A 19,177-nucleotide genomic window follows, 5' to 3' on the forward strand; every position below is an offset into this window, starting at 1 on the left:
CGTCTCCGCCGTTGAGGTAATCGTTGCCTGTACCGCCGTGGAGCTCGTCGTTTCCGTTGCCGCCGTAGAGCTTGTCATTGCCTGCACCGCCGAACAAAACATCGTTTCCGCTTAATCCCTTTATTTCATCGTCACCTGATTTACCAAAGAAAACATCTGCTGAATCTGTGCCGCTGAGCTTATCATTATCATATGTACCTTTGATAGCACCAATTATTGCATCATCAAACAGATCAGAAGAATATACAAAGTTATTCACGATCATATTTCTTACGTTCGTGAAGAGACTGAAGTTATTCTGAACTGTTTTTTCAACATAGAACAGATATGCACAGAGATCGGTTAACTCAGAAAAATCTAATGCATTAAATTCTGCAGCCATATAAAGATGTGCTTTCAGTACGGATGTATCATAAGTAATTGTTCCGTTATTATCCACCTTCATCATAATATCGCTAAGATACTTTTCGATTCTACTACCTACCATTGCGAAATAGTACATCTCGACAAGGGATGAATAAACACTTTCGAGTATAGGCACAGCAGCTGAATTAGGCTCTGCTCCATTTACTCCGACAAAATCTTCTCCCATAAACTGCTCTATGATATGCAGTTTCTTTGCGCTGAAACTATTGCCTCGGCTGTTATCCTCGATCTCATCTGTATTACAAATGAAATTAAGTATCTTCTCAACACTTTCAAGACGGCTGTCTCTGTCCGAAGTGTTTACAAAAGATTCAACAAGGCCTCTGAGTTCGCCTGTCTCATCTGTTTTTATAGCATTGTAGAGTGAGCTTACCTTTCCATAATTCTTTACATTCGGAAGTCCATCAACAAGTTCGTCAAAACCTGTAATTACCTCTTCTATGGTATCGTAAAGATCTGAAGCTACCCAAAGCTCTCCTATCTTGCTGTTGTCCTTTGAACTGTCACTGTAAACTACTTCAGAAGTATTTCCGATAACGGCCTCTGTTCCTGTTCCAAGGTTGGAGTTCTCATAATCAAGCTTGATAGCACTGATACCTGATTTGCTGAGCTTTGTCAGCTCACTTGCTTCGGATATACCGTTGCCGTTAGCGTCCTTCCAGAGTAAAAGATCATTATATATGCTGTCTGAAGAATCAATTACTCCGTCCTGATTAGTATCATACTGCTTAAGTGCTTCAAAACCATTTTTCGCACGTTCACCTGTTTCATTTATAATATGATAATCACCGAATACCTCGCGGCCGTTATCGATCTTGCCATTTTTATTAATATCCAACCCGAGTATTGAATCCTGATCTGTCCAGTTGATCTTCTCGGCATAGCCATCGGAATTAAGATCAAAATATGCTCCTTCAGACTTGTTACGGATATTAAAACCATCATTATCTGTGTCAAGTATCAGCGGATCAACAGCAACTCTTGCTTTTTTAGCTGAGCTGTATTTCGAGCCTATTATCGATTCCCATCCAAGCCTCCATGTACCAATCCAGCCGTCATATTCATCACCTGAATAGATAACATCTGCTACATGATCCATTTTCTTATCAAAAGCAATTGCTTTATCATCTATCCAATCAATAATCGATTCTTTAATAGCGTCCTTCTTTTTCTCTAAATTATCATATGTTTCGTCAACCCAATCGGTAACGCCCCAATCAACAAGCTTATCATATATTGCGTCTCCAAGAGACTTTTTACTTTCCTTAATGTTCTTATTTGATTCTGTCCATACGACTTCTGCCCAATCCCAAAATCCACCTTTCTCCCATGCATCAGAAGCCTTTTCTTTAAATGATCTGTGATCTTCAAAGAGACTAATGCCTGTCAGCGGCTCCAATTCACAGTTGAGCTCATAAATAATTCTCCATTCAATATAAGGCATGAACAATGATTGCTTTTCAGGCATCATTTTATTCAGAATACACGACATCTCACCGTCCTTAATGCTCGGACCGTTTTTCCAATCATCGGTCGGTTCTGCATGGCTGGCTATATTGTATGCAAGGAATTGAGCAGAATATGAATGATTCGGATTAATCCTTCTGATCTCTTCATTAAATCCTTCACTGTCCGTTCCTTCGCCTGCACCTATAAGATCTTTTTCCAGAAGTGAGAAATTTGTTTTCTCCACTATCTTTTTGCCATACTGATAGCACGCAAACAGCTGTGTTAGCATAGTATTCATGAGATTTCCTCCGGGCACTAAACCCACGAGGTTTTTAATAATTGACATGAGTTCGCCGGTAGCATGGTCAAATGTATCCATGACCTTGGCATTCGTCTGGATAGCACCTCTGTCATCCTGATACTGTTCTATGACTTTAAGGTCTTTCCTGAGGTTATTAAGATGTGTTCCGTATGAATCCCAGTTGCTCTTGAAGCTTTTAAGGCTCTTATAAATTTCACTTTTACGCAGCTCCGAATATGCAGGAGACTTATCAATAACGCCCATTAAACCGTTTATTGTTGCAGTAAGGGGATCCTTCTCCCATTTGTCATCCCCCATTATTTTATATATTTTTACAAGAGTATCACCGTTCAAGCCTAATGATTTCATCTCGTCTTCAAGATACTCATCTACGCAATACGCAAAAACAGACTGTGCTGCTTCGCCCGGTTTAGCTTTCAAATCATCAAGATATTTGTTTACAAGTTCCTCTGTTGGATTATTAGTATTAGCCATTTTTTATTCCTTTCTATCATGGTTATCCGTATTTACATATGAATAATCGAAAAACATATTTAGGTAGTCTTGCATTATCGTTGTTTTTTCAATCCCCGAAAAAGAACGCTTTCCTTTCTCCTGCCAAAAGCCCAAAACAACAATAGTGAATTATAATGTCCTTAGCAATAACCAAAATCTGACTGACAAGACATTATAACAAATCCCAATTAATTCCTATACCCCCTTCATCCTTAGATTTGATCAGACAACTACCCCAGTCTAATCAGAATATATTATATTATATCAAAAGTAAACTGTCAAATCGGTTGTTAACTCGGGTTAACGATTAAATAAAAAAACAACGCATTGCAGAAACAGACATTTCTAAAGTTTGACAGTAAAACAAAGTGCCTATAATTGTTTGTTTTAAGCAATAAAAGCTTATAGCAAATAACATTTATGCATTTCCCTTGGATTCAATTATACTATGTGATATAATACTGTTATGATGTAAAGATATATCGGGAGCATTTAACACTTGGTCAGTGCTAAAAAATGTTAAGAAATTTCTTATAAAGGAAAACTGCTATGACAGTTTTTCAGCTTACTTTAACGGAAATACTGTATACATAATGTTATAAAAAATTTTTTAGAAAAAATGTCCTACCCGATGTCACAAGTACGAGTGTATATAATGAAAGCGATCGCTGAACTGAATAGAAGGAGGTATACATATGACGGATCAGGAGTTCAAGAAACACATGGAACAATCTCCGGAAGAGTGCATGAGAGCAATTTTCAATGAATACTGCAATTATGTATATGTTATAGCCGCAACTAAACTTAAAAACTGCAGTACTGCGGAAGATATAGAGGAATGTGTGAGTGATACTTTTACAGAGGTATTCAAAAAGATAAATAATCTTGGTGACCGAGATGGTGACCTGAAAGGATTTATCGGAGTGATAGCCAAACGCAAAGCAATAGATATGTACAGAAAGCTCAATGTAAAAGCTGAAAAAACGATATCTGCTGACGATGAAGTGATCAGAGAAATATCGTCGGGAGAAAGTATAATTGAATCTTCTGAGCTGTCAGAGCGTAATTACATCTTATTTAATAAAATAAAAGAATTAGGCGAACCTGACACGTCGATAATAATAAAACAGTACTACTATAATATGACAGTAGCTGAAATAGGAAGAGCGATCTCAATGACCGCAGACGCAGTACAGAAACGAAGCATTAGGGCAAGACAAAAGCTGAAAAAGATGCTTTGTGAAGTCGGCATAAATTATTAAGGAGGGATATGTATGAATATGAAAGATGAAATGTCCAAGGAATTCGACATTGACCTTGAAACTGCAGACAGAATTGCAAAGGAATATCCGTCCCTGTCAGATTCAGCCAAAGAAAGAATGTTTAATATGACTAAGAAGAAAATTAATTTAACAAACGCTGCTGATGAGGATAATAATGACAGCGTACACGGTGTAGAAAAATACAATCGTCCGGGGTGGATAAAGTTTGCTGGTATGGCAGCAGCAGTTGCTATTATCGCAGGCGGCTTCGGCGGAGGAACCTATCTGTTCCACAAGATGAAGGATTCAGCTCCGAATACAAGCGCAACATCAGGAACAGAACCTGCTACTGAAAGTTCATCATTTACGACAGAAACTGCTACTGAATCTTCTGTAATAACAAGCATTACTACAATAACTATAACAACAGCAGCAACTACAGCTACTACTGCCGTTGCTGAGACAACTACAGAAGCAACTGAGACAAAGAGCTTAACTCCTGAAGAAGAAATAGCACATAACCTTACTGATAATTATTGGGATTATGAGTGCTTCTTCCATACTCATTCACATTCAATGACTTCTCAAGATGCAAGTGCAAAGGGCATAAATTTGAAATACTCTTACCAGCGTGACGGGAGGACAATTGATACCGAACTAACATATATTAAAACCGATGATGAAAGACTTACAGAGAGTACTATGGACGATTTGAAGAAGTTATACAATACATATTACAGCAAAAACTATGATCCATTCTATTCTGACCATGTTCAAAATACAAAAGAATATGAATTATTCGGACCTTCATTTACGGCAGATACTCTTACGACTGACACACAAGTAGATCGTATTTATACATTTATTGAGTATGAGGGCGAATTATATCAGAGAATTATACCCAGTCAATATTTCGCAGGTACACACTGGTCAGATAATCAGGTAGATATAACCGACGTAACTGAAAAATCTTTCACACTTAAAAGAAAGATACATTACCCACCAAAGAACGGTGAAATTCCTGGTGAATTCACATTTAAAATTGTATTCGATGAAGATGTTCAGGATTGGAGAATCGAGCAGGTAGATGAAGAATATGAATTCACAAATACATCTGAAGCCGCCAACTGATCCTATATATGAAAAAGAAGATGACACAGGCTGAGTTTGCCGCATGGACTGATTATTCTCTTGAGCTCAGGTCTAAGGCTGAAAACGGGGAAATCGAGTTTGAGGTCTATGTGGAAAATATAAAAAAGTAGTGTTATAAAAGTACTCTCCATAAAAGCAGTTAAATGACATATGATCTTTTCTGCTCCCCCATTGCATTCTGTGGGATTCTATGCTATAATGGCTATAAAAGCTGAGGAGGAACTATTCCTTTCCCAGACAGGGAAAACATCATTCCACGAACCTCAGAAAATATGCAATGCGTAGATGGGGAGGAAGCGCCATGAAAAAGAAACTTTTTGCATTACTCGGTTGTGTGCTGTTGCTGAACATGATCAGGATTCCGATTCCTGCATCAGCACAAACACTGACCAATGACACACAACATTATTATGAAGACTGGAAAGAAACTTATCTGCGGCAAAATCCGTATGTCAAAGATGAAACGCAGTATTATGTGTTCTACGGAGAGCAGGAATATGCGGAAGCACATTCCACGGTTGAGGTCACTGTTTCTGAAGCACATGGTTACGGTATGCTCATCGCGGCTCTGATGTCAGACTATGACAACGAGGCCAAAGACATTTTCGACGGTATGTACCATTATTATCTGGCACATCCGAGCAGCATCGGCCCGCATCTGATGGCGTGGCAGCAGAGCGATAACGGCAAGGCCCTCGTAGATTCCAACGGTGCGGATTCTGCAACGGACGGAGATCTGGACATTGCCTATGCACTGCTGCTGGCGGATAAGATCTGGGGAAGCAGCGGCGAAATCAATTACCGGCAGGCTGCCGAGCTTGTGATCAATGACATTATGAAATATGATGTGAGCCATGATGATAACATTCTGCGGCTCGGTGACTGGGCATACGATGTCGATAAAAATGACAAATATTACACTGCGACACGTGCTTCGGATTTCATCATGCAGTATTTTCCGGTGTTTTACGAAGTGACCGGCGATGAACGCTGGATGCAGCTTTATAACAACACCTACGGCATCATTAACCATTTTGTGGATAAATATCAGACCGGTCTGCTGCCGGACTTCATCATCAAGGACAGCAGCGGTGAATGGATCTCCGCACCCGCGAACTTCCTTGAAAATGAAAACGACGGTGTCTATGAATACAATTCCTGCCGTGTTCCGTGGCGTATCAGTACGGATGCGCTCGTCGGTCAAAACGCAGATGCAAAAAAGTATGCGGAAACAGTCAACGCATTTTTCGTAAAGGAAACAGGCGGCAAGCCGGAAAAGATCATGGCGGGCTATACACCTGACGGCCATGCGGTCGCAGACTGGGACGATCTTTGTTTTACTGCACCGCTGATGCTTTCCGCAGCAGCTGCCGGAGATAGCAAATGGCATGATACGATACGCAAAGAGGTTCTGGATATCGGCGTGGATTCCTATTTCGGTAACACGATCGCCATGCTTTGCCTGATTACCGATGACGGCGGCTGGCTTGTGCCGGAAACAGCAGCAAAGCCGACCGGAGATGCCAACGGTGACGGTGAATTCAATGTTGCCGATGTGGTACTATTTCAGAAATGGCTCCTGGCTGTTCCTGACGCAAATCTTGCCAACTGTAAAGCAGTTGATTTTTATAATGACGACGAGCTCGATATCTTCGACCTTATCCTCATGAAGAAGGAACTTGTCAGGAAAAACGCCATTAATTATGTAGAGCCCAACAAGCGCATAGAATTCGGTGCAACATACGATATTACCGGAAACGGATTGAAATTATACAGAGGTCCCGATGAAAGCTATGAAGTTATCGACAATGTACCTCCATGGACAACGCTTAAAGAACTCGGCTATCAGAATGAAAACAGTCCCTGGATCTTCACGGAATACTCCGGACAGTATGGCTGGATAAACACTTCGAAGCTGAATACATCAGCCTTTACGGGCTTACAGTGGGGCAAGCCGGTAATATACCTCTATCCCGAAAAAGAGACCGATGTTCATGTTGATCTTAAACTGACCACCTCTGATCTCTATACAACATATCCGAGATATAACAACGGCTGGGATGTTACGGCATATCCCGACGGTTCACTTCTCAACAAGGCAGACGGTACGCATCATAAGTACCTTTTCTGGGAAAGTGTGAATGCCCGCACAAGATTTGACTTCTCTAAGGGATTCTGCGTTGCAGGCAGTGATACCGAGAGCTTCCTTAAGGAAAAGCTCACATATATGGGACTGACCGAGGAAGAAATGAACGAATTCATAGTATACTGGCTGCCTAAGATGGAGCATAACAAGTATAACCTCATTACATTCCAAGGCGATGCTTATACAAATTCAGCAAAGCTTGATATTACTCCCAAGCCTGACAGCCTGCTCCGCATCTTCATGGCTTATGTTCCGCTTGAAGAAGCTGTAAATATCCAGCCTCAGCAGCTACAGACCTTTGAGAGAAAGGGCTTTACAGTTGTTGAATGGGGCGGTACGGAGATCCAGTCGTAAAATCATTTTATGTATGTAATAAAAGAGCCCGTCTGATCACAGAATCAGGCGGGCTCATTTATATCGTAACCCGTCCTTCTACGGTAGAAAGGCCCCATACATAGCCTGATCTAACTCTGCGAAGCCAGTAGGAATACGACGCTTCTTGCTGTACTCTTGTACCTGCTTGCAACGTTTCTCTGCATCATGTACAAGATCAAGTGGCTCAGAAGTATCAAGCTCATGAATACGCTCACACTGGGTATCTATGTAAGTCCATGCATCATCTACATCATCTGCACCGAGTTCCTTGATTTTATTAAACATATCAAGTAATATCGTATGTCGTTTATTCTTTGTGAGTTCTTGAGTAAGGAACTCTAACGGCTCGTTTACTTGTATGTAAGTAAAGTCAGGAAATGTCATCTGGAAGGTGAACTTATCAGGTATAGTACCGTACTGATCTCTGTGCTTCAGAATAAATTCTATCTGAGCAGGAAACAGCTTGTAGTATGACTTATCAAACGAACAGAGTGTATCTATTTCTTCTTGGTTGTCTGATAATAAGATCCTGTTGATTACCTGTAATTCTACTGCGTTAATCATTTAATAATCACCCCCGTTAATACAGTTTTCATTCTTTCAAAGAACGGTCCTGAGCCTACCAAGGTATTCAGATTGGGGGATACTATGATAGTTTGTAGCCCGTTGGTTTTACGGGTATGAATGAGATTAAGCAAGGTCTGAGCCTGAAAATCTCCGAATTTGACATAATCAATATTGGAGATAACAAGCAATTTGGCCTTAGCTATGAATATTTGTTCATACTCAAACGCTTCGGGCATTTCTTTTACACTCCAACTATGTTGTATGTCATCCAGGTACTCACTGAAATTCAAGTGATAAACTGCACATCTCAAACAGTTCCCTTTCCAGTGTGTGCATATCGCTGCGTAGATTAAGCGAGAAGCCATGTCTATGGTGTCAGGTGATATAACTACACTATAAGAATTAGGAGCCGCTGTGAGCCATTCTGAAACGTCTGAGAGCATCTTGGGCTGTATCTCGAAAACAGAAGAGTTACAAGACATCTTATTTCTCTCCAACAGATAAGAAAACTCCACTAAGGGCGGACAAGAATTATCGCATATGGTCCTACGACAATACTGTTTGAATGGACAATCCATAGTACCATATGCTATACCCTTGTTAAGCGCCGTTTTATATCGAGCCAGATATGGATTACGACTCTGAAAGAAATCAACACGGGCAGTTACACACTGTTTTGCAAGCTCAACAGGATCTCCGCATTTGTTTTGAATATAGTAGGTTTCTGGTGCGAACAGTGTAATATACGGCAGGAGACTACCCTTGAGAGGGTATTTATGCTGTACACCGTTATCACGTTCAAGAAGATACCTACGGACAACATATTCTTTGATAAACTCTGCGGTCTTAGGGATTACCTTACTCTCAGGCAGGCTATCCCATACTTCGAGAGTCTTATGAAGCACCCCGTCAATTTCTATATTTTCATAGAAGCTGATTTCTTCTCCATCCACCACTCTTGTAAGCTGATAGAAATGAGGGTATTTTATCATATTCTCCCTTAGCTCATCATGACTATATCCATTGATAGGGATAATAACTCCTAAGTCCTCATCATAGTCTATACCGTCTATACGCTCATACATAGCTGCGGCACGGGTATGAATTAAATGATTAGGGTATAACTTCATCAGATTCCGATCAGTCATCTTATTTACTTGAATTTCTCCGATAATTCTGTAAATTTCAAATCAATACTCACCTACTTTCATTCGAGAAATATAGAGATATTATCTATATCACAGTTTTGATACAGCTCAGGTGCAATATTCTGAGCGATATTATCTACGTAATAAATATCAAAGTCATCTCTATATTCCTTTAGCTTATATTCCTCAGACTGAATATGCTGTACAAAAGCCCACCAGACGTATATAAACACCATAGTAATTTTATTCTTCTTTTTTGCCGCATCAAACAGATAGATATATGCAGGCATGGAGGACTTAGAGGTGATTTCCTCGTCTTTATCCATCTGGCTTATCCAATATTCAAGCTGCTTCGTAAACTCTGCGGTAGTCCCGCAGCATACGTCATAGGCATAACGAGCTATCTCATTCTGCAAAGCAGTTTCCCGACCTACACTATTCTGTGCATATATACATCAAAACAGATTATTCAAGTTCTCCTTGCGAGGTAGTATGATAAAGGGGCGACTAATCCAGGTCGCCTTTTGATGTAAAAATAAGTCTAAGCAAGTACATAGACCAAATTAGAATATCTAAAATAGTCTATAGATTAAACTAGACTAAATTAGGCATAGTGGGAATACGGAAATGGAACCTGCAAAACAACGACAGCTATTACCACAGTCAAGCGAGATGTACAACTGCAGGAATAATAAACAGTCAATGTTGAAAATGGGGAAAAAAGCCCCCTCAGAGCTTATAAGATAACTCTGAGGGGATATGTTTTGCTTAAACGTAGTCAATAGCAGCGTTCATCAAAGAATAATACTGTATCCTCTTACATTATAAAGATAATACTCCATAGATGGCCATTCTGTTACATAGTTACCGTCGCTGTCTCTGAGTGATGCAGCGTATGAGTAGTAAGCAAGAACGAGACTCGCATCTGTCGCATTGATCTGGCCGTCTCTGTTAATGTCATAAGCAACAAGCACGATCATATGATTATAAATGTCTCTATTATACTGTGTGGGTACGTCCTTCCAAGTTTGTCAGTAGGGATTGCTCAATCGGCGGAGAATGAAAATCCCGATTTTACGCCATTTTCTTAAAATCCGGTATTTTTGGATAGTTCCGAGCGAGGGATAAAGTTCTATTTTTGAAATGTTCATTCTGGCAGAATATCCCCTTATCAGAGGGATAAATGAAAAACAGCCCACCAGGTATGTCTCCGTCTTACGAATTATATCGTAATTTGGAAACACACCCAGTGGGCTGCTTCATTATTTACTTTTATGTATCGGCCTCACGGATCTTCCGCATCTGGATGCGATGGAAATATCATTCGGCGCTTATTGCAATAAACCCCAATATATGGTATAATACAGCTGATATCTACAGTTCAGCCTACCAGATGTCCTTCCTGCACACGATACGCCGTTGTAAGGTCGAATACGACCAAATCTCGGTCAGGCACAGCTATGCCGCGTATACGGTATGTGGACTTCATATCCCAGCCGCAGGTCTGATATATAAAACGTACCATATCCATGCTTTTGAGCTCATAACTATCGTGTGAAGTATCCTCTGACAGCTGATGAGCTCCGCTTGACTTATAGCTGCACTTCTCAACAGCCAGCTTTCCATTCTCCGGATCTAACAGAAATCTGAAATACTGCGGTAAGCCAATAGCTTTCAGAGTTGTCTTGAATACAGTGATCCGTCCATATGCAACCGAGAAGCTGATTCCAAGATCAGCATTCTCCCACGACAGGTTCTCCATCTGACACCTCCTCTTCTACGTCAGGGTATACTTCGCCCGTAGAATTTGCAGGGGCAGAATTATCCTCAAGAGTAAGCTGCTTGCCAGCCTGCTCGATCTCCACAGGTTTCTTGTCGCCTGTGAGCATAGCTACGTTGATATACCCGTTCTCGACTGTGACCTGTGTCTGCTTTTTATGCTCTTCCACAGGGACTCCGAATGTTCCAGCAATATCCTCGGAGTAGTATCCCTTCTTGTAGTCCACGGTCTCGTCGATCACTTCGCCCTTCTTGGGCTTTTCACGGAATGTCTCCTTCACGATCAGGTCGAAAACATAATAGGTCTCGCCCTCAAACTCAATCTTATAGCCCAGTATCTTATAACGGCACTTAGAATCCCAATGCATGAGTTCATACAGCTTATCCGTAAAATCGGGGCAGGTCATCTTACGGCTCTTACGCTTATCCGGCTTGGCTATGCACCAGCGCAGAGCATCCTTGTCGTTCTCCTGACAGCCCTTGACCGCAAACTTTTTCTCGTCTTCGCAAAGCAGCAGCTGTACAAAGACCACATCTTCCAGACCGTTGATGCAGGCGGTATTGAATGTGATACTGCCTTTTCTGATCGTAACAGCCGGATCACGCAGGTGTGCAAACAGTTCCTTGCGGACAACCACAAAGTTATAGCTTCCGAAAGCCTGTTCCAGCTCTCTTCTTCGGAGTTCCTTTTCGGTAGTCAGTTCTTCGAGCGTCATTTCTTCACTCGTCGGCATCATCTGCTCGGTCATATCCTAAGTCCCATCCTTCCATAATTGTTTCGGCTTCCTTCATCAGCTCTGCAAGAGTTTCTGAAGATAGTGCATTCATTTCTTCTATAACCTTTGCCGGTCTGAGAACATCCCAGTCACCACTGTAGTGCTGCTGTGACAGCAGATGTCCGCGTGTAATCGATACGATCGGAGTTCCAAAACCTGCACCCCATGACGGCGGATAGACTCTCACAGTTTCCTGAACCACGATCTGCTCCTCATCATCTTTTTCCGGGACGATGACCTGCTCTACTGTTTTCGACACTACGGGTTCGTCCAGTTCAAATAAAAGGAGCTTATCAGAGCCGTTGCTGCGGAATTCTCCCTTAAATCTGTACTTGCCGTCATCCTCCCACGACATCAGGCTGAATATGACCTTTGCCAGCCCACGGCAACTCATGCTGTTCACGATCCACTTATCTTCTTTCAACCTTCCCCAGTGGATCGCATTCGGATTATCGCTCTCACAAGGGCGGATCGCGATGCAGTTATTCACAGTGTTGATAAGCAGTTCAACGTACTCTACATCCTCAAATTTCTTTAAGCACGCAGTACTAAAGCGCATCTTTCCGCCTGAAATCGTCAGAGACAGGTTATCAGAAGATGGAAAGAAATGTGAACTGACACGCTGATATCCGTTCAGATTCAGCTTTAGACCTGACTGGACATATTCTTCCTTTTCAATAACGGTCTGAACACTTTCACAGGCCTTCTGATAGTCCTCAGGAGAAAAGCCCTCCCAGTTCCGGTCAATCGGAACATATCCTTTGAGCGCACCGTCCACCACAACGCTTAGCACGGGCAGGGCATGCTTTTTTCTTTTGTAAAATGCAGATGCGCGGATAATCTGGGCAGCATTGAATACTTCACGGCTGATGATAGCATCGTGATGATCACGCTTTCTATATTTGGGGAGCTTGCCGTCATTTTTTACTGCCTTATGCGTTTTGAAATCAGGCGTGTAAGTCTTATGAGCAAGGACATCGCCGCAATGACGCTCATTGTCTATAATTTGGGTTATCCATGAAGATTTCCACTCGGTATTGCCAAGCTTGGTCTCACGCTGATAATCCGTCAGAAGATCGGCAATTTCCTTACTTGACCATCCGTTCACATACAGATAGTAAATGACCTTGACTGTCTCCGCCTCGGACTCGTTTATTACCAGTCCGCCGTCCTCGTCGTTGTCATAGCCCAGAAGCTCCGGAGTCAGGAAGATTCCGTTCTGGAAACGGCGCTGGACAGACCAGTTCATGATGAAGGACTTGGAGCGTGACTCCTCCTCGGCAACAGTAGCGAGGATAGTCAGAAGCATAGTGCCTTCTGCGCCCAGTGTGCAGAGATTGTTTTCATCAAAGCGCACGCCAACACCGTAGTTTTTCAACTCCTGAACGATAGAGAGGCAGTCAACAACATTTCTGGCGAAACGAGCGATGGATTTCACAAGGATAAGCTGGACTTTTCCTGCTTTTGCATCCTCGATCAGAGACAGCATACCTGCACGGTGAGACAATTCGGTTCCGGAAATACCTTCATCACTGTAGATGCCGGCAAACTCCCAGTTCGGATTCTCATTGATACGCTTGGTGAAATCATTGACCTGTAATTCAAACGAGGAGGTCTGCTCGTCATTCTGTGTAGAGACACGGACATAGGCAGCGACCTTCATCTTCCTGTTTTCAATATCAAGGTCACTATCTTCATTTGCAGGGATGACTTCAATCTCTGAAGGATCGATTCCCTTGTATTTTTCCCTGATCTCGCCTTTATGTTCAGAATTCCTGATTCTGCGCTTTGACGCCTTCATTATTGCCCCCTGAGTGTGATGATTTAGCTGCTTCTCCTGGCATTATCCAATACCAGGTCTTCATTTTTCGATATGACTTAATGCCGAGTTCTATTTTGACTTCATTCATAGTTTTTTCTCCGATACGGTATTCTGCCATGAGACGCTTTATCTCCATAGCCTCCACCGCACCTTTCTCCAAAGCCATCTTTAAAAGAAAAGCTGCGCGCTCATGCTTATTGATTGGTAACTCTTCAATACTAGGCTCTGAATTACAAGATAAAACTATTCCGGGTCTCTCTGACGTACCAATCCACCTGAATCCTGTGGTCGGACGTATCTCAAATAACAGATCTGCCCCTTTAGATTCTAGGCTGTTCTTTACCTGCCTTACAATACGGACATCCTCGTCCTCAGAGCTTCTCTCTACCTGAAGAACACTGCGAGCGGCAGCAACAACATCTATACTGCCTAGTCCACGATACAGATCCTTTGCACCTTCATTTTTACTGAAGTGTCCAATCAGTACAACAGCACATTTATATGTTGATGCCCACATTCCAATGCGGCGCATCAGTTTTCTTGCTTTTCCTGCCATCTGGAGGTCAGAATCATTACCGATATATGATTGAATCGGATCAATAACCACAAGACGAGGATTCCATTCGATAATAGCTCTACGGATTCGCTCATCATCAAGAGTCAGTCCATTGTAGACTTCTTCATCAATAAAAGCTATATTCCGGCAGTCGGCACCCGCGGCAACAAGTCTTGGTTTTATCGTATCCTTAACTCCATCCTCGGAACACTGATAAATGACCCTCTTCGGAGAACCAAATGATCTGCCATCAGGAGTTTGACCACCTTTTGAGAGTTCTGCGATCAAACTCATCATCAAGCTTGACTTTCCGCAGCCGGGATCGCCTTGCAGAAGTGTGATTTTACCAAGAGCAATATACGGCTGCCACAGCCAGCTGACGGGAACCGCTGATATGTCACTAAATAAAGTTAGTATTTTCGATTCCACAGTATTGCACACTCCCGTCTCAGTCATCATTATTTCATCTTCAATTATACAGTATGTAAGGATATCTTACAACGAACCAATGGATAGAATAATAGCGGTTTATTAGAACCAATAGATAGAATTATCTCTTAAGATGGTGCAATAGTAGGGAGAAAAGCAACCGCCATCTTAAAATTCAGAAAACAGCTTGCTATGTGTTCAACATGATGGTAATATATATACTGCCATGCGGGCCATATAGAAAGGCTGAATTATATGGATGCAAAATTCGATTTAATCGGTATGCGGATTAAACTCTTTAGAGAAAACAATGGTTTATCGCAGGAGGAGCTGGGAGACAGAATTGGCATTTCGAATAGACACTTAAGCAAAGTTGAAACGGGTGCCAAAAACCCAAGTCTTGAACTTGTACTGAAAATAGCTAATGCTCTAAAAATCACTGTAGACGACCTCCTCACAGATTATCTTACAAATTCCAATGAGGAGCAGAACACAGAATTGCTGACTTTTTTCAGTGACTGCACTCCTGCGGAAAAAGCTATCCTCATGGATATGCTCAGACACATGAAAAAGCTCCTTCAGGAGCACGGAATCTAAAACAAAAATACTGCCCGCATAGGCAGCAGAGCATCCGGATCAGGTCTTGGGTGCTTCTGCTCTCTACACGGGCAGTATTTCTCATATATTTTTATTCGCCGGCTTTCAGCGCATAGTACAGTTTGGTGATGTATTCAGCCAGTTCGGCGCTCATATTCATCACAACCGATTTGCCGGAGATATTATCCAGCATTTCCTTGGCGGATGCAAAGATATCTCCAATATCGGAATCCGAATGATCGGTTTGATCTGCTTTCACAAATGCAACCGCTTCATCGATCAGTTTTGCAAGGTGCTCGCCTTCAAGCACTGTCTTTAGCGGAATCGCATCCTGATCTTTGGCAAGAGCCGGAAGCTTCAGCACAATACCTTCGCTGAGCACAGCAGCCAGTTTTTGCTCGGCATCCTTACATCTGACAAGATATGTGCGTAGCAGAATTGCGATAATACGATCTCCGAAAGGAATGTCATCAATGCTCACAGAGTAAAATGGATGTTTCATTTTATGTACCTCCTACGTGGGTTTCTTTTGCTTATCAGCTTACTACAAAAAAATTTACATTGCAAGAGGTAACAGAAAAGTTTGTAATAGCATTACAAAAACGATGCCCACAAACTATGCTTTCAATCGGCAAATTATCTATGCCATTTGAAGACGTAGTAAGTGGGCATTATGTTTATTTATAGTATTCAGCGTACCACTGCGCGAACTTTCTCAGTCCTTCACGGATGCTGATCGTCGGTCTGAAACCGTAGTCATCCTCCAGAGCTTTACTGTCCGCATAGGTCACAGGTACATCTCCGGGCTGCATTCCGACTAGTTCTCTGTGTCCCTCAAAGTCATAATCAGCCGGAAGAACACCTGCATTCACAAGCTCTTCCTGTAATGTGCTGATATAGTCCAGCAGGTTCTCAGGAGTACCGCCGCCGATGTTATACACGGCATAAGGCGGAAGCGGCAGTCCGTCCTCGCCGTTCTGCTTCTCCGGCGCTCCCTGCATGACTCTGTATACGCCCTCAACAATATCGTCAACGTATGTGAAGTCGCGCTTGCAGTTGCCGTAGTTGAAGATCTTGATCGTCCCGTCTTTCGCTAAAGTGTTCGTAGCTGAGAAGTAGAACATATCCGGTCTGCCTGCAGGACCATAAACTGTAAAGAAACGTAAGCCGGTTGAAGGAATGTTGTAGAGTTTGGAATAGCTGTGAGCAAGAAGCTCGTTGCTCTTCTTAGTTGCAGCGTAAAGACTTACCGGATTATCCACCTTGTCCTCAGTACTGAACGGAACCTTCTTGTTTCCGCCATAGACAGAAGAGCTTGACGCATACACAAGATGCTCTACAGGATTATGACGGCAGGCTTCAAGGATATTGTAGAAACCGATGATATTGCTTTCAATATACACATCCGGGTGGTCGATGGAATAACGGACACCTGCCTGTGCTGCTAAGTTGACCACTACATCAAAGTGATACTCAGCAAACAGCTTGTCGATCAGTGCCTTATCGCCAATTGAACCTTTCACAAATATGTGTCTGACTGGCGAAGTGATCGCAGCTTCTTTGATAAGAGACAGACGATATTCCTTCAGTGCCGGGTCATAGTAGTCATTCATATTGTCAAGAGAGACCACTGTGCCGGATGACATTTCTTTCAGCAGTCTCAGCACAAGGTATGCACCGATGAATCCGGGAGAACCGGTCACAAGGATGGTCTTGCCGTTTAAATCAATTCTGGTTTTGCTCATATCTTAATCTCTTCTGAACAGATCTCTTGTATAAACCTTTTCTTCTACGTCATCAAGAATAGAGTCATATCTGTTAGCAACGATACAGCCGCACTTCTTCTTGAACTTCTTAAGGTCGTTTACAACAACAGAACCAAAGAATGTGCTACCGTTTTCAAGTGTAGGCTCGTAGATAATAACAGTTGCTCCTTTGGCCTTGATGCGCTTCATAACGCCCTGAATAGATGACTGACGGAAGTTGTCTGAGTTGGATTTCATTGTGAGTCTGTATACGCCCACAACGATTTCTTTCTGCTTGCTTTCCTGTTCAGCAGAATAGTCAGCACTATTGCCATAAGTACCCGCGATCTCCATGATACGGTCAGCAATGAAGTCTTTTCTGGTCCTGTTTGACTCAACGATAGCAGTCATCATGTTCTGAGGAACATTCTGATAGTTTGCAAGAAGCTGCTTTGTGTCCTTGGGCAGACAGTAGCCGCCGTAACCGAATGATGGATTGTTATAGTAGTCGCCCACACGAGGATCAAGACAGATACCACGGATGATATTGGCCGTATTCAGTCCCTTGACCTCTGCGTATGTATCCAGTTCATTGAAATAGGAAACACGCAATGCAAGATATGTATTAGCAAACAGCTTAACAGCCTCTGCCTCAGTTGTAGCCATAAAGAGAATATCAATGTTTGGCTTAATAGCGCCCTGCTGTAAAAGTGCAGCAAACTCCTCGGCAGCCTTCATGTTAGCGTCATCAGAGCCAACAATGATACGAGAGGGGTAAAGGTTATCGTAGAGTGCCTTGGATTCTCTGAGGAACTCAGGGCTGAATATGATATTATCCATGCCCATTTTCTCACGCACCTGCGCGGTATAGCCAACAGGAATCGTCGACTTGATAACGATAGTAGGCTTTTTCTTCTTTTTTCCCGTTACATCCTTTATGAGGGAAAGAACTGCTTCTACAGCGGAGCAATCGAAGAAGTTTGTCTTCGGATCATAGTTTGTAGGTGCAGCCACGATAATGAAATCTGCGTCCTTGTATGCAGATTCGCCGTCTGTTGTAGCCTTGAGGGAAAGCTGACGCTCTTCATGCTCAGCAAGATACTGCTCAATGAAGTCATCCTGAATCGGAGACTGCCAGTTATTCAGCTTCTCCACCTTTTCCGGTACGATATCCACAGCGGTAACATCGTTGTGCTGTGAAAGCAGAACTGCGAGGGACAGTCCGACATAACCGGTACCTGCTACAGCGATCTTCTTGCGTTCAATCGGCGCTGCCTCTACTGCGTCATCTTCCAGAACATCAGCATTGTCAAAACCAAGGACTGTGCTGAGTGCAAGGAGCTGATCCACAGACGGTGTATAGTCTTCACTTTCCAGTCTGGAGATGATTGAACGGTTGATGCCTGTCTTTTTTGACAGGGTAAGCTGCGACATCTTGATTGCCTTTCTTCTGCTTACAACAGTCTCAGCAAGCAGCTTCGAAGATAAGTGCTTCATAAGTACCTCCTATGCAAAGTGTTACCACTAGCAACACTTGTGATTTCTAATATGATGATATTATTATAGCAGATGTTATGCAAAAAGTCAATGTATACGTTGCCAAATATGAACTCATAAATACAATTCACTTTATACATTGTGACGCCAGTGTTGCTATCGGTAACACAAAATAAAAAAGCCCACTAAGCTGCTACCGGATTCATTCGGTAGTTGCTCAGTGGGCGGAGGTGGTAGATACGCCTATTAAATAATGATCCATTTTCCATTGCGGGCAGAGCCTTCTCGTTTGATGCGATTATTCTTCTTCAAGTTATCCAATGCTGTTTTTGTCTGTTTGAGAGTAATACTCAGTTTAGAAGCTATTTCCATTTGTGTTATACAGGGATCTGCTTTAATCAACTGAAATACCAGTTCAACCCTTTCAGCTATTTCAGTACCTTTTTTAGTACCTTTTTTAGTACCTTTTCCAAAAAGGGACTGATCTTTCTCAACTAAAGGAAGCGTAACAATCGTCTTATCAGGCTCATTTGTTTCAGTATTGCCGAAGAACTCCTCAATATTCGGCTCCACACAGAGCAAACTGGCATTAAAAGTATTATACCACAAACGCCTCTCATTTACAAGGGGCAAA

18 protein-coding genes are annotated in these 19,177 nt (G+C 42.3%); 5 read left to right on the forward strand and 13 right to left on the reverse strand.

Translation table 11 applies throughout. The annotated features are described in order from the left end of the window. A partial coding sequence (locus RF007C_RS05530; protein ID WP_037297987.1) for a calcium-binding protein occupies window positions 1–2,671 on the reverse strand: 2,671 nt, incomplete at its 3' end. A 716-nt stretch (window positions 2,672–3,387) separates the two neighbouring features. Here RF007C_RS05530 and RF007C_RS05535 point away from each other — a divergent pair. The 4 genes from RF007C_RS05535 (at window position 3,388) to RF007C_RS16360 (ending at window position 7,606) form a co-directional block, all read left to right on the forward strand. Further along, window positions 3,388–3,954 carry an RNA polymerase sigma factor gene (locus tag RF007C_RS05535; RefSeq protein WP_019679600.1) on the forward strand — a complete coding sequence of 189 codons (567 nt, stop codon included), beginning with the start codon at window positions 3,388–3,390 and terminating at the stop codon, window positions 3,952–3,954. A 12-nt stretch (window positions 3,955–3,966) separates the two neighbouring features. Next, entirely contained in the window at window positions 3,967–5,085 is a 1,119-nt protein-coding gene (locus RF007C_RS05540) for a hypothetical protein (RefSeq protein WP_037297989.1), read from the forward strand. A gap of 8 nt (window positions 5,086–5,093) precedes the next feature. Then, window positions 5,094–5,216 carry a hypothetical protein gene (locus RF007C_RS18180; protein WP_275450837.1) on the forward strand — a complete coding sequence of 41 codons (123 nt, stop codon included), beginning with the start codon at window positions 5,094–5,096 and terminating at the stop codon, window positions 5,214–5,216. Between the two features lie 191 nt (window positions 5,217–5,407). Beyond that, the gene (locus tag RF007C_RS16360) at window positions 5,408–7,606 is read left to right on the forward strand and encodes a glycosyl hydrolase family 8 (RefSeq protein ID WP_051456532.1); all 2,199 of its coding nucleotides are present in this window, start codon (window positions 5,408–5,410) and stop codon (window positions 7,604–7,606) included. Between the two features lie 78 nt (window positions 7,607–7,684). Here the strand turns inward: RF007C_RS16360 and RF007C_RS05555 are convergent, their stop codons facing one another. The 8 genes from RF007C_RS05555 to RF007C_RS05590 all read right to left on the reverse strand — a co-directional run bounded on the left by RF007C_RS05555 (window position 7,685) and on the right by RF007C_RS05590 (window position 14,704). Then, entirely contained in the window at window positions 7,685–8,191 is a 507-nt protein-coding gene (locus RF007C_RS05555) for a hypothetical protein (protein ID WP_037297991.1), read from the reverse strand. Next, on the reverse strand, window positions 8,188–9,324 hold the full coding sequence (locus RF007C_RS05560; RefSeq protein ID WP_037297994.1) for a hypothetical protein: 1,137 nt from the start codon (window positions 9,322–9,324) through the stop codon (window positions 8,188–8,190). Before RF007C_RS05560 ends, RF007C_RS05555 begins: the two co-directional genes overlap by 4 nt. Before the next feature lie 77 nt (window positions 9,325–9,401). After that, on the reverse strand, window positions 9,402–9,758 hold the full coding sequence (locus tag RF007C_RS05565) for a hypothetical protein (RefSeq protein ID WP_037297997.1): 357 nt from the start codon (window positions 9,756–9,758) through the stop codon (window positions 9,402–9,404). Between the two features lie 378 nt (window positions 9,759–10,136). After that, a complete protein-coding gene (locus RF007C_RS05570; RefSeq protein ID WP_037297999.1) occupies window positions 10,137–10,322 on the reverse strand; it encodes a dockerin type I domain-containing protein in 186 nt (61 codons plus the stop codon). 401 nt (window positions 10,323–10,723) lie between these two features. Then, the gene (locus tag RF007C_RS05575) at window positions 10,724–11,104 is read right to left on the reverse strand and encodes a hypothetical protein (RefSeq protein WP_037298001.1); all 381 of its coding nucleotides are present in this window, start codon (window positions 11,102–11,104) and stop codon (window positions 10,724–10,726) included. After that, window positions 11,076–11,870 (reverse strand): hypothetical protein, encoded by a 795-nt coding sequence (locus RF007C_RS05580; RefSeq protein ID WP_051456533.1) that lies wholly within the window; start codon window positions 11,868–11,870, stop codon window positions 11,076–11,078. Before RF007C_RS05580 ends, RF007C_RS05575 begins: the two co-directional genes overlap by 29 nt. Beyond that, window positions 11,842–13,698: a recombinase family protein gene (locus RF007C_RS05585; RefSeq protein ID WP_051456534.1), complete on the reverse strand. Its 1,857-nt coding sequence runs from the start codon at window positions 13,696–13,698 to the stop codon at window positions 11,842–11,844. The genes RF007C_RS05580 and RF007C_RS05585 overlap by 29 nt, the downstream gene beginning before the upstream one ends. Next, window positions 13,664–14,704: an AAA family ATPase gene (locus RF007C_RS05590; protein ID WP_161634874.1), complete on the reverse strand. Its 1,041-nt coding sequence runs from the start codon at window positions 14,702–14,704 to the stop codon at window positions 13,664–13,666. The genes RF007C_RS05585 and RF007C_RS05590 overlap by 35 nt, the downstream gene beginning before the upstream one ends. A 255-nt stretch (window positions 14,705–14,959) precedes the next feature. Between RF007C_RS05590 and RF007C_RS05595 the strand changes: the two genes are divergently transcribed. Continuing rightward, a complete protein-coding gene (locus tag RF007C_RS05595; RefSeq protein WP_037298004.1) occupies window positions 14,960–15,301 on the forward strand; it encodes a helix-turn-helix domain-containing protein in 342 nt (113 codons plus the stop codon). A gap of 91 nt (window positions 15,302–15,392) precedes the next feature. Here RF007C_RS05595 and RF007C_RS05600 read toward each other — a convergent pair whose 3' ends face one another. The 4 genes from RF007C_RS05600 to RF007C_RS05615 all read right to left on the reverse strand — a co-directional run bounded on the left by RF007C_RS05600 (window position 15,393) and on the right by RF007C_RS05615 (window position 19,152). Further along, window positions 15,393–15,803: a hypothetical protein gene (locus RF007C_RS05600; protein WP_037298005.1), complete on the reverse strand. Its 411-nt coding sequence runs from the start codon at window positions 15,801–15,803 to the stop codon at window positions 15,393–15,395. A gap of 175 nt (window positions 15,804–15,978) precedes the next feature. Next, entirely contained in the window at window positions 15,979–17,046 is a 1,068-nt protein-coding gene (locus RF007C_RS05605; protein ID WP_037298007.1) for an NAD-dependent epimerase/dehydratase family protein, read from the reverse strand. Window positions 17,047–17,049: 3 nt separating this feature from the next. Next, complete coding sequence (locus RF007C_RS05610; protein ID WP_037298009.1) at window positions 17,050–18,543, reverse strand: nucleotide sugar dehydrogenase; 1,494 nt, start codon at window positions 18,541–18,543, stop codon at window positions 17,050–17,052. Window positions 18,544–18,789: 246 nt separating this feature from the next. After that, complete coding sequence (locus RF007C_RS05615; protein WP_161634875.1) at window positions 18,790–19,152, reverse strand: hypothetical protein; 363 nt, start codon at window positions 19,150–19,152, stop codon at window positions 18,790–18,792. Between the last annotated feature and the right edge of the window lie 25 nt (window positions 19,153–19,177).

The organism is Ruminococcus flavefaciens 007c (assembly GCF_000571935.1).
GTDB classification, from domain to species: Bacteria; Bacillota; Clostridia; order Oscillospirales; family Ruminococcaceae; genus Ruminococcus; species Ruminococcus flavefaciens_F.